Origin of the sequence: Pigmentiphaga litoralis (genome assembly GCF_048632615.1) — a bacterium.
GTDB lineage: Bacteria > Pseudomonadota > Gammaproteobacteria > Burkholderiales > Burkholderiaceae_B > Pigmentiphaga > Pigmentiphaga litoralis_B.
Map to the genome: position 1 here is coordinate 821045 of NZ_CP184479.1, position 14561 is coordinate 835605.

The following is a 14561-nucleotide window of genomic DNA, read 5'->3' on the forward strand; positions in this document are numbered from 1 at the left end:
GGCGTTTCCTGGCTCGCGTTAACGCAGGTTCACGATGGTCTGCATGATCGAGTCTTGCGTCTTGATCGTTTGCGCGTTGGCTTGGTAACCACGCTGTGCAGTGATCATGTTCACCAGTTCGGCGGTCAGGTCGATGTTGGCTTCCTCCAGCGCGCCGGAACGCACCGTGCCGAAATCGCTGCTGCCGGGCGAACCCAGGCGCGGCGTGCCCGATGCGGCGGTTTCGGCAAAGTTGTTGCCGCCGATGGAAGCAAGACCCGTTGGATTGTTGAACATACCCAGGGCGATCTGCCCTTGCACGCGCGATTGCTGGTTGGAGTAGCTGGCGAGCAGCGAACCGGTTTCGTCGATGCTGAAGCCGGTCAGACGGCCGGACGTGTAGCCGTCCTGCGTTTGTGTGTTCGTGCTGAAGGCCTGGCCGGTCTGCGTCGTCTTCGACATGTCGTAGGTGAACGTCAGGTCGGCGGCGCCCGTCGTCATGTCGGCGGCGGGAATGGTGATGGTGGGTTGCAACTTGTCGGCATTGCCATCGATCGACATCAGCTGACCGCTGGTGTTGAACTGCATGCTGGACATCTTTTGAGCGGCGCCACCGTCGAACGAGTAATAGGTGTCCCATTCGCCCGCGCCGGTCTTGCGGTAGTACACCGACAGCAGGTGCGAATTGCCAAGCGAGTCGTACAGACTCATGGAGTTGGCGTCGGTAAAGGTGTCGGAATTGTTCTTGTCGAACGCGACCGTGTCGGCGATCGCCGGCTTGCGCGAGTCAAGGATCACGCTTTGCGTGACCTTGCCGGTTGCCTTGGCTTCGATCGAGTTCACGACGAGCTGCAGCGGCTGCGGCTGTGCGGTCACGACCTGACCATTGGCGTTGACCGAGTATCCCGTCAGCTTCAGGCCTTCCGCGTTGACCAGGTAGCCCGCGTCATCGCGATGGAACTGGCCGTTGCGAGTGAACACCGTCGCACCGTCGCTGTCCATGCGGAAGAAGCCGTTGCCCGAAATGGCGACGTCATACGGGTTGCTGGTGGTAGTGATGCTGCCCTGAGTGAACTGCTGCGTGACAGCGCTTACTTTGGTCCCGATACCGGATTGCGACGCCGTCGTCTGGACCACGCTGGCCGCGTAGACGTCGGCGAATTCGGCACGGCCGCCCTTGAAGCCGATCGTGTTCGCGTTCGCAACGTTGTTGCCGATCACGTCGAGGTTCTTTGCGGCGGCGTTCAGTCCGCTCAATGCTTGTTGAAAGCTCATGATGTGCCTTGCGAGAGTAAGGGGTGCCGGTCGCCGTTTGCGGTGAACCCGGGCATGATCGGTGTGAAAAGTTGGATTACCAGACCTGGTAGACGTCAGCCAGGTTGATCGAGGCGCCCTTGGAATCGAGCACGACCGTACCGTTGGACGACGGACGCACCGCGGCCACTTCCTTGACGTCCAGCGTCGCGGCCTTGGCCGACTTGTCCGCCTGGGTCAGCACAACGTCGAACGTGTACGCGCCATCGGGCACCGTCTTGCCATCGGCAGTCTTGCCGTCCCACTCGAAGGTGTGCGTGCCGACCGTCTTGCCCTCAAGCGGAAGGGTCGCCACGACGTTTTTGTTCGCGTCATAGACCTGCAGCCTGGCGCTGTCCGCGTCAGCAGCCACCGTGTAGCCAAGGGTGCCCTTTCCTTCGTCAAGCGTGACCGTGTTGCCGGTGGCCAGCACCTGGCGGCCGATCAGCGACGTCGCCTGCGTTGCCTGGAGCGACCCCATGCTGTAGCCAAGCCATTGCATGGTCGTGTTGAGCTGACTGATGCCGGTGACGGTACTGATCTGCGCCATTTGCGAGGTCAGCTGCGCGTTGTCCAGCGGATTCAGCGGATCCTGGTTGCGCATCTGTGCGGTCAACATTGTCAGGAAACGATCGGACAATTCCTTGGCGCTTGAGGCGGCAAGGCTGGACGTTGACTGATTATCGGTACTGTTGACGTTGGAAACGTTCGAAACGGCCATGGTGGATCCTTAGCTGCCTAGCGACAGCGTTTTTTGCATCAATGTCTTGGCGGTGTTCATGACTTCCACGTTCGTCTGGTAAGCCCGCGACGCAGCGATCATGTCCACCATTTCGTCGACGATCTCGACGTTGGGCATGCTGATATAGCCTTCGCCATCGGCCATGGGATGCTGTGGGTCGTACAGCCGCTTGGCCGGCGCCGGATCTGTCATCACTTCACGGACTCGTACACCCTGCCCGCCTGTGGCGGCGCCTGGCACGAGATAGGACTCGAACACCACCTTTCGGGCGCGATAAACGTCGCCGTCGGGGCCGCTGACGCTTTCGGCGTTGGCCATGTTGCTGGCTACGGTGTTCAGGCGCTGGCTGTTTGCGGTCAGCGCCGAGCCGGCGATTTCGAACGCCTTGTTGAGAGACATCGTCGGTTTCCTTAGTTGCCCTGGATGGCGCGTTGCAGGGTCTGAATCTGGCCGTTCAGCATGCGCAACGACGCGTCGTACCGCATCGCGTTATCGGTGAACTGAGTGCGCTCCAGGTCGGGATCGACCGTGTTGCCGTCGATGGCGGCCTGCGTGGGCGTTCGGTACTGCAGCGCCACCGGAATGCCGGCGCTGGCTTCACCGCTCAAGTGGCGGGAATTCGTCGTGGCCATTTGCACCGGCGCGGCGGACGGCCCATTGCCGGCGCCCGTGGCCGATTGCAATGCGTCGCTGAAATTGAAGTCCTGTGCCTTGAAGTTAGGTGTTTCGGCATTCGCCAAGTTGGCGGACAACACTTCCTGGCGCTGCGCGCGCAACGCGAGCGACTGCGCGTTGAAGCGCAATTCATCACTTAGACGGCTGATCACGAGGGCTCCAGGATCGGTGGGACAGAGCGGAAACTTTTCCAGACGTAACCATTATTCGGTGTAGGGATGAGGACTAAACCCGGAGTAAGCCTCGTTTTTCAGTGCTGTTTTCGTCTTGGCGAATTGGCCTGGACGGTAGAGTGCTTCATCCTCGATGAACCGGAACGCCCGATGACCCGCACCCTACTCTTTCTGGTCGCCCTCGCCTTGGCGTGGGGCACGGGGGTGAATGCCGCGCCCGGCCAAAGCGGTATCGCCGCGCAGGCCGAGCAGATGCTGCGCGAGCGGGTCGAAGCGCAGGCTCAGGCGCTGGGCGCCCGGATCGAGATCACGCTGGGATCGGTACTGGACGATCGGTTGTCTCGCGCCCCGTGCCAACCCGATGTTTTTCTACCGCCGGGAACCCGCGTGTGGGGAAAAACGTACATCGGCCTGCGATGCACCACACCCAACTGGCAAGTCCGGGTGCCGGTGGACGTGGCGTTGATGGTTTCGGTTCCCATGTTCGTCCGGCCCATGGCCCCCGGTTCGGTCGTGCAACAGGGCGACTGGACGTATAACGACGTGAACATGGCCGCCTGGCCCCGCGGCGTCGTCACCGACGACAAGGCGTTGGCCGGCTCGCGTATCGTCCGCCAGGCACGCGCGGGTGAGCCTATCCCCCCGACGCCTTGCAGTCCGGCGCCCGCATGGCATCGGGCGACCCGGTGCAAGTGGTCCTGGTTGGGCCTGGCTTTACCATCAAGGCTGCCGGCAAGCTTCTGCAGCAGGCCACCCCCGGCCAGTCCACTCGGGTGCAGCTGGAATCCGGGCGCACCGTGGCCGGCACCATGCGTGACGGCCGTGAGATCGAGGTCAACCTGTAACTCCGTTTTCGGCCGGTGCTAAAGTTTGGGCAGGAAAGGCCGATAAGGCTAGATATCGTCCGCAGCTGGACATACAGTCCTCTTGCCGGACACGCCTGGACGGAGTCACATCGTGAAAATCACACAAAAGGGTTCGCCGCCAGTCAACCTGACACGCAACGAGCCGACCGAAGCCCGGATGCAAGCTGCGTCCTCGCCATCGACGGCAACAAGTGAATCGGTGCATCTCTCGAAGCTGTCGAGCCGCCTTGCCGGCACCAGCGCCGGAGAAGCTCCGGTCAATCTGGAACATGTCGAACGCATCAAGACGGCGATCAAGAACGGCGAGTTCCAGGTGAACGCCGAAGCGGTTGCCGACAAAATGCTGGAAATCGAACGAGACACGCTGGGACGTCAATGACGCTGGACGCTTTTTCCGTGCTCCTTGACCGCTTCGCCGCGGCAAGTGCAACGCTTACCGGACTGGTTCATACGCGCGACGCGGAAAGCATCCAGCTCGCCAGCCGCAAGCTGGCCGATGCCACGCTGGCGCTGCAGCAGGCCATGCCCAAGGCGATCGTTCAACTGCAACACTGCTCCCGCGAAATCCGTGAAGCTTTTACGGTGCGTCTTGAAGCTGCCGCGCTGGATTCCAAGGTCGGCGCAGAACTGGCGGATCTTCAGGCCGTATCGGCCACCCGCCGTCTGGCCTTCCTCGCGCAAGCCAGCGGCGCAGACCTGTCCTACGCCAACAACGGTCAGCTTGGATTGGGCGCCCGGTATCGATAGCTGCCGGCCCGGGTTGCCACGCCGGGGCCACGCCAGGCCATGCCTGACCGAGCACCATGAAAAAAGCGCCTGATACACAAGGCGCTTTTTTTCCTGCCTGCCGCGATCTTTCTATCGACCCCAGTCCTTGAGCTTGGTGCGCAGGCGCGCCACCGCCTGGGAATGCAACTGACAGATGCGCGACTCGGTCACGCCCAGCACCACGGCGATCTCCTTGAAGTTCATTTCCTGTTCGTAATACAGGCCCATCACCAGCTTTTCTCGCTCGGGCAAGCGCTCAATGCCTGTGACGATGGCTTCACGGAACCGGCGATCGGACAGGTGTTGATGCGGATCCGCCGTCCGGTCGACGACGTGGCGGTCCAGGTAGTTGTCGCTGTCCTCGCCGCTGTCCATGTCTTCGTAATAGAACAATTGCGCGCCGCGAGCGTCGGCCAGCATTTCCTGGTACTGCGTGAGCGGCACTTCCATTTCGGCGGCCATTTCAGCATCGGATGCGCCGCGGCCCAATTTGTGCTCGGCTCGCTGCATGGCGCCTTCGATCTTGCGCTGCGTTTGACGCACGCTGCGGGGCAGCCAGTCGCCACGGCGCAATTCGTCCAGCATCGACCCCTTGATCCGCTGAGTGGCGTAGGTTTCGAACTGGGCGCCCAAGCCTTCTTCGAACCGGCCCAGGGCATCCAGCAGCCCCATCATGCCGGCCTGCATCAGATCTTCGATCTGCACACTGGCAGGCAAGCGCGCGACCAGATGATGGGCCATGCGGCGGACCATTGGAATGTATTGCTCGATATTGTCCTGCCGATCGAGCACGCCTTCACGGGTATACATACGTGTCACCAGATAGAATCGGGCCGGGGCCGACGTCACACATCCCGGGCATCAAACACTCGCGGCGTGCAGGCTTGCACCCGCCGCCGAGGGCATGCACGCCCAGTCAAGCTCATTGGCATTCAGTGCGAACACCGGCGAATGACGCGGACGCAGCGCACGATGCACCAGTACCGGCGCGTTGGGCACGTGCAGGTCATCGGGAACGCGTTGTCCGTTGGTCACGAATTGCAGTTGCACGCGATGGCGGATGGCCGCATCAAGCCCCCCCCACACGAACCGCCTCGTCCAGCTTGGACATGATCAGCCCGGCAAGGCCGCCTGCACTGTAGGCCTGGACGATGTCTTCGGCCTGCTCGGCATGGGTGCCGCCTGGCATGACCAGGATCCGCTTTACGCCAGACACATTCAGCGCGCGCAGGTGATCGGTCATGCTGTCGTCGCGTTGGCTCATGCCGGCAGTGTCGACCAGCACGAGACGACGGTCCCCCATGCCGGCCAGGATTGCTTCCAGATCGGACGCTCCCCGCGCGGCATAGACTTCCACTCCGAGGATCTGGCCGAACGTGTGCAATTGGTCGACTGCCCCAATACGGTGCTGGTCGGTCGTGATCAGGCCGAGCGCCGCCGCGCCGTACTTGACGACGCAATGCGCCGCGATCTTGGCGGTGGTGGTGGTCTTGCCCACGCCGGTCGGGCCGACGATGGCAAACCGGCCGCCCCGCTCCACCATCGTGTCAATCGGGTCGACTGTCGCCAGGTTACGCGTGAGCACATTCGCCAGCCAATCGTCCGCACGGTCTTCGGTCAAACCTTCGGGCAGGTGGGTCACCACCGTGCGCGCCAGCTCAGGCGTGAAGCCGCCATCGACCATCTTGCGCCACAACGTGCGGCGCGACGGATCGCGCTGGGTCGAATCGCGCCATGCCAGAGCATCCATCTGATGCTCGAGCCAGCCGCGCATCGACCGCATTTCACTCATGATCGGTTCCGACACTTCGGAAGCCAGGGCGGCGCGATCGCCGTCATCCAGGCGCGTCGTGGCCGATGCCTGGGCACGCGCACTGGCTTCGGCGGTATGAAGGTCCGCTGCGCGTGGCAGGCCCATGCTTTCGCGCATCTTGCGTTCGGATTCCGACGGCGTGGCCGCCGACGGCGGGACCGGACGGTGCGCGGGCATTCCCCGTGGCTCTTCGACGGCTGGCGCCGGTTGCGCATGACTGGCATATTCGTTGCGCGCCGAGCGGACGACATGCGGGATCTGGCGCTCGGACAATTGAGGCCACCGGGCCAGCGGCAAGTCGGCCGGCTCGGGCGGGTACCCTTCCGGCCGGTCGTGTTCGGCCAGCACGCGCGCCGCCGGCGACAGGCGGACGGGTTCGTCTTCCATGGCGTCCCACAAGTTCGTCGCGGCCAGCGGCGAGGGCTCATACTGCGGCGCGCGGGTCTGCAGCGGGGCCTGCGGCACGCGCGGGTGCGCCGGGGCCTGCGGCATGCGTGTCTGCGCCGGTGCCACGGGTGCGGGCGCTTCCGGCATCGGCTCGCCCCGCGTACCGATCACTTCCACCCCGCCCGCCGTGCGGCGCGTGGACACGATCATCGCATCGGGACCCAGCGCGTCGCGCATCAGGCGCAGGCAGTCGCGGGTCGAGGCAGCAACGAATTTACGGAAGGTCATGAGTCAGTTTCCAGCGACAGCGGTGATGGAGCGAACGCGGCGGGTCATGGTCAGCGCCCACCCAGCGTCATGGCCACGCGAATCAGACGCGACTCCGGGATTTCGGAATGCGCAAGAATCTTCAGGCGAGGCACGGTACGGCGAAACAGTCGGGCAAGGCCGAGGCGAAGGCGATCGGGAACCAGGAGCGCGGCGGGCTTGCCCAGCGCGTCCATCTTGTCCACGGCGGCCGACGCTTCGTGCAACAGGCGTTCAGCAAGCATGGGTTCGATTGCGCCAAGCTCGCCCGGACGCACACTGGTGTTCTGCAGGATGCGTTCGAGTTCAGGATCCAGCGCCAGTACTTCGGCATCGCCGGTCGAACCGAAGATGCCCTGCGTAATGGCGCGGCCCAGGGCGACGCGCACGGCGCCGGTCAGCTCGGCCGGGTCCTGCGTGCGGACAGCGTGCTCGGACAGAGTTTCGACAATGCTGCGGAAGTCGCGGATGTGCACACCTTCGTCGAGCAGGGATTGCAACACCCGCTGCAAGCTGGCCATCGACATCAGCTTGGGAACGAGGTCTTCCAGTATCTTGGGGTTGGCGCGCGTGAAGTGATCGACCAGCGCCTGCAGTTCGCCGCGGCCCAGCAATTCGGCCGCATGGGCGTGCAGCAAGTGCGACAGGTGCGTGGCGACCACGGTACTGACATCGACCACCGTGTAGCCGGCCGCCTGGGCCTGTTCGCGGATTGTGGCGTCGATCCACAAAGCGGGCAGACCGAACGCCGGGTCGCGGGTGGGTGTGCCCTGCACTTCCCGTGTCACTCGGCCAGGGTTGATGGCCAAAGAACAGTTGGTCTGCACTTCACCTTCGCCTATCGTCACGCCTTTCAATGTGATGCGATAGCCGCCCGGCCGCAGTTCCAGGTTGTCGCGAATGTGGACGGCCGCGGGCAGGAAACCGACGTCTTGCGCAAACTTCTTGCGCAATGCCTTGATGCGCTTGAGCAGGTCGCCATCGCCTGTCTTGTCGACCAGCGGTATAAGGCGATACCCCACTTCGAAGCCCACGGTATCCACGTGACTGACGTCATCCCAGCTGGCTTCCTGCGCCTCGGCCGGCTCGTTCGGCACAGCAGGCGCGACGGCGGCAGCCTTGGCGTCAGCACGCGCGCGCGCCAGCTTCCAGGCCAGTGCCCCCATGCATCCGGCGAGCAGAAGGAAGGCGAGATTGGGCATGCCTGGAATCAGCCCAAGCATGCCGATGATCCCGGCGGACAGCGCCAAGGCCTGCGGCGTGCCCAGCAACTGCCGGCCCACTTCGGTGCCGATGTCCTCGCCTTCACCCACTCGCGAAACGATCAGGCCGGCGGCAATCGATACCAGCAGCGCCGGGACCTGGGCGACCAGGCCGTCACCAATGGACAGCAGCACGTAGTTGCGGCCCGCCTCCGAGAAGCTCAGGTCATGCTGTGTCACGCCGATCAGCAGGCCGCCGATGATGTTGACGAACAGGATCATGATCCCGGCGATGGCATCGCCGCGCACGAACTTGGACGCACCATCCATGGCGCCATAGAAGTCGGCTTCCCGCGATACGTCGGACCGGCGCTGGCGCGCTGTAGCTTCGTTGATCAGCCCGGCGTTCAGATCGGCATCGATGGCCATCTGTTTGCCCGGCATGGCATCCAGCGTGAATCGGGCCGACACTTCGGCGATCCGGCCCGCTCCCTTGGTCACCACCACGAAGTTGATGATCACCAGAACCAGGAATACAACGACGCCAACGGCAAAATTGCCGCCGACCAAGAAGGTGGCGAAAGCCTCGATCACCTTACCGGCGGCGTCGGGTCCGGTGTGCCCGTGCAACAGTACGACACGGGTCGAGGCCACGTTGAGCGACAGGCGCAGCAGGGTCGTCACCAGAATGACGGTCGGGAACACCGCGAAGTCGAGCGGGCGCTTGGTGTATGTCGACACCAGCAGCACCAACAGCGAAATGGCGATATTGAAGGTGAACAGCAAGTCCAGCATCCAGGGCGGAAGCGGAAGCAGCATCATCCCGAGCACCAGCAGGATGAACGCTGGCATGCCCATTTCGCGCAGCTGGGCGGTGCTGAATACCAGGCCGCCTACCTTGATCGAGCGCGCGTTCATCGACGGCTCCGCAGGTCAACCGGCGTGTGACCGTCCAGCGGATCCCAGCCTTCAGGCACTTCGACGGGCTGCAGTTCGGGCATCGGACCGCGCACGTGGTCACGGACCTGGTACACGTAAGCCAGCACCTGCGCGACGGCGCGGTACAGTGCGGTGGGCACTTCCTGCTCGATGTCGGCGTATTTGTGCAGGGCCCGGGCCAGCTGAGGGCTTTCAACACGAAGCACCCGGTGCTGGGCGGCGATCTCGCGGATGCGTGCGGCCACTTCGTCGGTTCCCTTGGCAACGACGCGCGGGGCGCCCATGCGGCGATCGTCGTACTTGAGCGCGACCGCGTAATGGGTCGGGTTGGTCACCACGACATCGGCAGTCGGCACGGCTTGCATCATGCGTGCGCGCGCACGTTCCCGCTGGAGCTGGCGTATCTTGCCCTTGACCTGCGGATCACCTTCCGATTCCTTGTTTTCCTGCTTGGCTTCTTCCAGCGTCATGCGCAGCTGCTTGTGATGTTTCCACCATTGCAGCGGCACGTCGGCGGCCGCAATGATGAACAGCGCGCCGGCCATGGCCAGCGAATGGCCGGACAACAGATTTCCGAGCGTGAACAGCGCTTCGGGCTGCGACGGCAGCATCAGAACAAGCCATTCCTGTACGCCCTGCCACACCAGCGCGCCAGCAATACCGCCAAGCACGACGACCTTGAGGATGGACTTGCCGAGTTCGCCCAGCCCGGCCATGGAAAAGATGCGTGCAAGCCCTTTGAGGGGCGACAAGCGGGAAAAGTCGGGCGTGAGCGCCTTGCCAGACAGCAGAAAGCCGCCCAGCGCCACGGACCCGACAACGCCGGCAAGCATGCCCGCGGCCATGACGGGGGCCGTCGCCAGCAGTCCCGCGCCGATCAGGTCATACACGGCATTGACGAGGACGGCATCATCGCGCGTCGTGGACGCCATGCTGGCCGCGGTGATGAATGACGATTTCATCCAGCCCATGGCCTGCTCGGAGATGTGGCCGCCTGCAATGGCGACCGCGCAGACACAAGCGAACGTGGACAGCGCGCCGGACAGATCGCGTGAACGAACGACCTGGCCGTTTTTACGTGCCTGATCCAGCCGCCGTTGGGAGGGGGCTAGGGGCTTTTCGTTGTCGCTTTCGTTGCTGTCTGACACGGTGTTCCGGAATGCCTGATAACGGCATGAAGGAAGCCGCGACACGAGAAACGCGGGATTAATCCTTCAATACGTAACCCATTATTTCCGTTACGCGTAACAGGCAAAACGATGAACAGACAGCGGAAACCGGGGCTTATCCAATGAGCCGAATGGATAAGGCCCCCGGGAAGAACGGCGACCGGCCCCGCGCCCTTGCAGAGCGCGGTCCGGCGCAGGGTGATGTCAGAACAGTCCGTCCAGAAGTTGCTTCATTTCGAGCACGAGCACGAGCGTGCCGTCGCCAGAAAGCGTTGCGCCGGCGACACCCTTGGGATGAATGCCTTCCAAAGGTTTGATCATGACCTCGTCCTGCCCGATGAAGCCATCGACGCCAAGAACCAGTTGCCGATCGCCATAGGCCAGCACGACAGCCAATGTAGGCGGCGCCTTGCGGGCACGGCCCAGCAGCACCGCAAGGTCGATCACGGGCAGCACTTCGCCACGGATCGTCATCGCCTGCGCATTTCCGACGTTGTGCATCTCTTCCTGCCGCAGCGGGATGATTTCCCGCACGGCGGACAGCGGGATGGCATACGGCTGATCAACCAGCTTGAGCATCAGGACCGGCAGGATGGCCAGGGTGAGCGGCAGCGACACAACGATATGCGAGCCCATGCCAGGCGACGACTGAAGATCGATCTGGCCTTTGAGCTTTTCAATGTTGGTCTTGACGACGTCCATCCCGACGCCGCGGCCCGACAGATCGCTGACCTCGGCGCGGGTGGAAAACCCCGGCAGGAAGATCAGCTTCAGGCACTGCGAGTGATCGAGCAGCGCCGCTTCCTCGGCGCTGATGACGCCCTTTTCGACCGCTTTGCGACGGATGTGTTCCGGGTCCATCCCGCGCCCGTCGTCCGACACTTCGATCACGATCGAGTCGCCGGTCTGCCGGGCGGACAGGTGCAACTTGCCGCGTGGCGACTTTCCGACCGAGCGACGTTCCACCATCGTTTCGATGCCATGGTCGACGGCATTGCGGATCAGGTGAACCAGCGGATCGTTCAGTTCATCGAGGATGGTCTTGTCGACCTCGGTCTCACCACCGGTGATGACCAGTTCCACGTCTTTTTCGAGTTGCCGCGCCAGGTCGCGAGCCAGGCGTGAATACTTCTGGAAGACGCGCCCGACCGGTTGCATCCGGGCCATCATGACCGCCGACTGCAGATCGGAAACCAGCGTATCCAGCTGGCTGAAGACGACGTCCAGCGTTTCGGTGATGTCGTCGTCGGCGCGATTGGCCACAAGGGCGTCACGCAGACAGCTCAACCGGTTCTTGGTCAGGCCGATTTCGCCCGACAGATTCAAAATCTGGTCGAAACGCGCAGTATCGACACGAATGGTCGAATCCTTTGCAACGGCCGTTGCCGCCGGCGGCGCAAGCATGTCGGCGCGGTAAGGCTTGGCCGGTTGCTTGGCGGTGGCGACGCCGGCCGGCAAACCTGGTACGGCCTGTACACCCGCCTGCGCCGGCGCGGAGCCCGATGCGGTATCAGGCCCTGGTCCGTCCTTCTGCCCTGCCACCCCTGGAGGTTCGCCAAAGGCGACCCGGTAGTAGCCAAGCCAGTCTGGCTCGTCGTTATCCAGTGCCATGACCGGCGCCATGTGCGGCTCGATGCTTTCAGCCACGATGCCCCGCAGCGCGGTGGTGTCGACCGTCTCGCCGCGCGCAGCCGCTTCAAGTGCCAGCAACAGGGCTTGCGGCGCCGGTTCGGGCATGGTGCCCCGTTCCATCTCGCTGAACATGCGGCGGACTTCGCCCGTGGCTGCCAGAATCAGATCCATGATCTCGGGTGTGATCACAAGCACGTGGCTACGCAGCAGGTCGAGCAGGTTTTCACCGCGATGACACAGTTCAACCAGCGGCGTCGCGTCAAGGAAGCCGGCGCCACCCTTGACGGTATGGAATCCGCGGAAGACCTGGTTCAGCAACCCCGTGTCATGGGGGCGCTGCTCGAGGTCGAGCAGACCGATATCGACGTCATCGAGCAGATCGGACGCTTCCGTCAGGAAATCTGACAGCAAATCCTGCATTTCGGCAAAGGCGGACACTATCTTCTCGCTCAAAAACCCAGGCTTTCCAACAGGTCGTCGACCTGGGCCTGATCCGTGACGATATCGTCACGGCCTGATGTGTCGACCACGGGACCGTTCATCCATTCGCTATGGGCGACCGGACGCTTGTCCGCGGGGGTGCTTTCGATCAGCAGCTTGACCAGCTCTTCTTCGAAGTCCTGAGCCAGCTTGAGCACTTTCTGAATGACCTGACCCGTCAGGTCATGAAAATCCTGCGCCATCATGATGTCGGTCAGCAAGGCTTGCGTGGCCTGCGAATCCTGAGCCGAGCGGCGCAGATACGCATGCGTATCACCCGCTACCTGCTTGAATTCGTCGACCGACAACGTACGGGCATACAGCTTGTTCCACTGCGCATCGAGCGCAGATGCATCAGCTTCGACGCGCGACTGGATGTCCTGGCCCTTCTCGACATTGGACAGGGCGCGTTCGGCGGCCTGCCCGGTCAGGCGGGCGATGTAATCCAGGCGTTGACGGGTGTCAGGCAACGAATTGACCGCCTGCTCGACCTTCTGGTGATACCCCAACTCGCGCAGCGCGTCATGCAACTGACGCGTCAGCGCGCCCACGCGTTGATAGAACTCGGCCTGCTCGGCTTCGCCCGGTTCCCCGGCTGCGGCGCCGTGCGCGCTGACTGGGGCATTGCTGGCAACGTTCCTGGCAGCCGGCGCTGCGTCGGCAACCGGCGCTGCAGGCACTGTGGCCACTGCGGACGGGGCGCTCTCGTCGTTGATACGTGCAAGGGTCTCGGACGAGATCTGATCGAACAACGCTTCGAGGTCTTCATTGTCGCGGGCGTTGGCCATCACGCGCTCCCGTTCATTTTCTGGACGATTTTTGTCAGTTTGTCTTCGAGCGTTGCCTTGGTGAACGGCTTCACGATGTAGCCGTTCGCGCCAATTTGCGCTGCGAGGACGATGTCTTCTTTCTTGGCCTCTGCCGTCACCAACAGGACAGGCAATTTCTTGAGGTTGTCATCGGCGCGGATCTCCCGAAGCAGCTCGAAGCCGTTCATGTTGGGCATGTTGATATCGCTGACCACGAAATTGAAAATTCCGGTGCGCAGCTTACCCAACGCGATCTGGCCGTCTTCGGCCTCGTCGGCGTTGTTGTATCCCAACTCTTTCAGGAGGTTGCGGACAATTCGCCGCATCGTCGAGAAGTCGTCGACGATGAGGAACTTGAGATCGTCAGGCTTCATTTGCTCCCTTTCTAGCCTTTACGTGGGTGAGTTGAGCGGCGATCATAGTGGAGAGCTCGGTCGGGTGGAACTTGGCCACGTAGGCATCGACGCCAACTTGTTGACCCAGTTTCTTGTTCGCAACAGACGACAGCGACGAGTGCATGACGACGGGAATGCCGGCAAAGCGCGAATCGGACTTGATGTGCCGCGTCAGGACATAACCGTCCATTTCAGGCATTTCGGCGTCAACGAGGATCATGCCCAGCGACAGGTCCAGCGGAATCTTTTCGGCGTCGCAGCGAGCGGCGATACCCTTGAGCTTGTCCCATGCTTCGGCGCCGTTGATGGCATGCTGGTGCGGTAGCCCCATCCGGTCGAGCACTTCGGTGATCTTCTTGCGTGCCAGCACGGAATCGTCGGCAAAGAACACATTCGACTTGATGTCCGCGTCCACTGGCAGGATTTCGGTCGGGATCTTGTCTTCGCCGATCACCGACGCAAGGATCTGTTCCACATCCAGGATCGACACCAGCTTGCCGTCGGCCAGTTCGGTCAGCGCCGTCATGAACGTCATGTTGCTGGTGGGCATCGACTGGGGCGATTTGACCTTTTCCCAGTCCACCCGAACGATGCGGTCCACGTCCGCCACCAGGAACGCCTGCGTGTGGCTGGAGAATTCCGTGATCAACAGCTTGGTGCGTGGGGCATCGATCTGCATGTTGATGGCGGTTGCCAGATCGATCACCGGCAGGATCGCGCCGCGCAGCGAGATGATGCCTTCCACACCACGTGGGACGTTCGGCGTCTTGGTGATGGCAATGGTTTCGCACACTTCGCGAACCTTGAACACGTTGATGCCGAATACTTCATTGCCGCCCAACGAAAACAGCAGCAGTTCCATTTTGTTGGAACCTGCCAGCCGCGCCTTTTCGTCGACCATATCCATCAACCGATTGTCACCGGCACCCATGA

Annotated in this window: 16 protein-coding genes and 1 pseudogene; 4 read left to right on the forward strand and 13 right to left on the reverse strand. The window is 62.6% G+C overall.

Features of this window, described 5'->3' with window-relative positions; translation table 11 throughout:
- Positions 1-18 precede the first annotated feature (18 nt).
- The 4 genes from flgE to flgB all read right to left on the reverse strand — a co-directional run bounded on the left by flgE (position 19) and on the right by flgB (position 2841).
- Complete coding sequence (gene flgE, locus ACNANG_RS03695; RefSeq protein WP_420226032.1) at positions 19-1254, reverse strand: flagellar hook protein FlgE; 1236 nt, start codon at positions 1252-1254, stop codon at positions 19-21.
- A 76-nt stretch (positions 1255-1330) separates the two neighbouring features.
- Complete coding sequence (locus ACNANG_RS03700; protein WP_420226033.1) at positions 1331-1993, reverse strand: flagellar hook assembly protein FlgD; 663 nt, start codon at positions 1991-1993, stop codon at positions 1331-1333.
- 9 nt (positions 1994-2002) lie between these two features.
- On the reverse strand, positions 2003-2413 hold the full coding sequence (gene flgC / locus ACNANG_RS03705; protein WP_420226034.1) for a flagellar basal body rod protein FlgC: 411 nt from the start codon (positions 2411-2413) through the stop codon (positions 2003-2005).
- An 11-nt stretch (positions 2414-2424) separates the two neighbouring features.
- Positions 2425-2841 carry a flagellar basal body rod protein FlgB gene (gene flgB / locus ACNANG_RS03710; protein ID WP_420226035.1) on the reverse strand — a complete coding sequence of 139 codons (417 nt, stop codon included), beginning with the start codon at positions 2839-2841 and terminating at the stop codon, positions 2425-2427.
- Between the two features lie 273 nt (positions 2842-3114).
- Here flgB and ACNANG_RS03715 point away from each other — a divergent pair.
- From ACNANG_RS03715 to ACNANG_RS03730, 4 genes and pseudogenes are all read left to right on the forward strand, one after another.
- A pseudogene (locus ACNANG_RS03715) lies at positions 3115-3261 on the forward strand (flagellar biosynthesis protein FlgA); the annotation flags it as partial.
- Positions 3262-3530: 269 nt separating this feature from the next.
- The gene (locus ACNANG_RS03720) at positions 3531-3707 is read left to right on the forward strand and encodes a flagella basal body P-ring formation protein FlgA (protein WP_420226036.1); all 177 of its coding nucleotides are present in this window, start codon (positions 3531-3533) and stop codon (positions 3705-3707) included.
- Between the two features lie 112 nt (positions 3708-3819).
- Positions 3820-4107, forward strand: a complete 288-nt coding sequence (flgM, locus tag ACNANG_RS03725) for a flagellar biosynthesis anti-sigma factor FlgM (RefSeq protein WP_420226037.1) — start codon at positions 3820-3822, stop codon at positions 4105-4107.
- A complete protein-coding gene (locus ACNANG_RS03730) occupies positions 4104-4475 on the forward strand; it encodes a hypothetical protein (protein WP_420226038.1) in 372 nt (123 codons plus the stop codon). Before flgM ends, ACNANG_RS03730 begins: the two co-directional genes overlap by 4 nt.
- Before the next feature lie 111 nt (positions 4476-4586).
- Here the strand turns inward: ACNANG_RS03730 and ACNANG_RS03735 are convergent, their stop codons facing one another.
- The 9 genes from ACNANG_RS03735 to ACNANG_RS03775 all read right to left on the reverse strand — a co-directional run bounded on the left by ACNANG_RS03735 (position 4587) and on the right by ACNANG_RS03775 (position 14559).
- Complete coding sequence (locus tag ACNANG_RS03735) at positions 4587-5306, reverse strand: RNA polymerase sigma factor FliA (RefSeq protein WP_420226039.1); 720 nt, start codon at positions 5304-5306, stop codon at positions 4587-4589.
- A 51-nt stretch (positions 5307-5357) separates the two neighbouring features.
- Entirely contained in the window at positions 5358-5582 is a 225-nt protein-coding gene (locus ACNANG_RS03740) for a hypothetical protein (protein ID WP_420226040.1), read from the reverse strand.
- Positions 5566-6984, reverse strand: a complete 1419-nt coding sequence (gene flhF, locus ACNANG_RS03745; RefSeq protein WP_420226041.1) for a flagellar biosynthesis protein FlhF — start codon at positions 6982-6984, stop codon at positions 5566-5568. The genes ACNANG_RS03740 and flhF overlap by 17 nt, the downstream gene beginning before the upstream one ends.
- 50 nt (positions 6985-7034) lie before the next feature.
- Complete coding sequence (gene flhA, locus ACNANG_RS03750; RefSeq protein ID WP_420226042.1) at positions 7035-9122, reverse strand: flagellar biosynthesis protein FlhA; 2088 nt, start codon at positions 9120-9122, stop codon at positions 7035-7037.
- The gene (gene flhB, locus ACNANG_RS03755; protein ID WP_420226043.1) at positions 9119-10291 is read right to left on the reverse strand and encodes a flagellar biosynthesis protein FlhB; all 1173 of its coding nucleotides are present in this window, start codon (positions 10289-10291) and stop codon (positions 9119-9121) included. The genes flhA and flhB overlap by 4 nt, the downstream gene beginning before the upstream one ends.
- A 225-nt stretch (positions 10292-10516) precedes the next feature.
- Positions 10517-12397, reverse strand: coding sequence for a chemotaxis protein CheA (locus ACNANG_RS03760; RefSeq protein ID WP_420226044.1), 1881 nt, complete (start codon positions 12395-12397; stop codon positions 10517-10519).
- On the reverse strand, positions 12394-13212 hold the full coding sequence (gene cheZ, locus ACNANG_RS03765) for a protein phosphatase CheZ (protein ID WP_420226045.1): 819 nt from the start codon (positions 13210-13212) through the stop codon (positions 12394-12396). Before cheZ ends, ACNANG_RS03760 begins: the two co-directional genes overlap by 4 nt.
- Positions 13212-13607 carry a chemotaxis response regulator CheY gene (gene cheY, locus ACNANG_RS03770; protein WP_179590046.1) on the reverse strand — a complete coding sequence of 132 codons (396 nt, stop codon included), beginning with the start codon at positions 13605-13607 and terminating at the stop codon, positions 13212-13214. Before cheY ends, cheZ begins: the two co-directional genes overlap by 1 nt.
- On the reverse strand, positions 13597-14559 hold the full coding sequence (locus ACNANG_RS03775; RefSeq protein WP_179590048.1) for a chemotaxis protein: 963 nt from the start codon (positions 14557-14559) through the stop codon (positions 13597-13599). Before ACNANG_RS03775 ends, cheY begins: the two co-directional genes overlap by 11 nt.
- Positions 14560-14561: the final 2 nt, after the last annotated feature.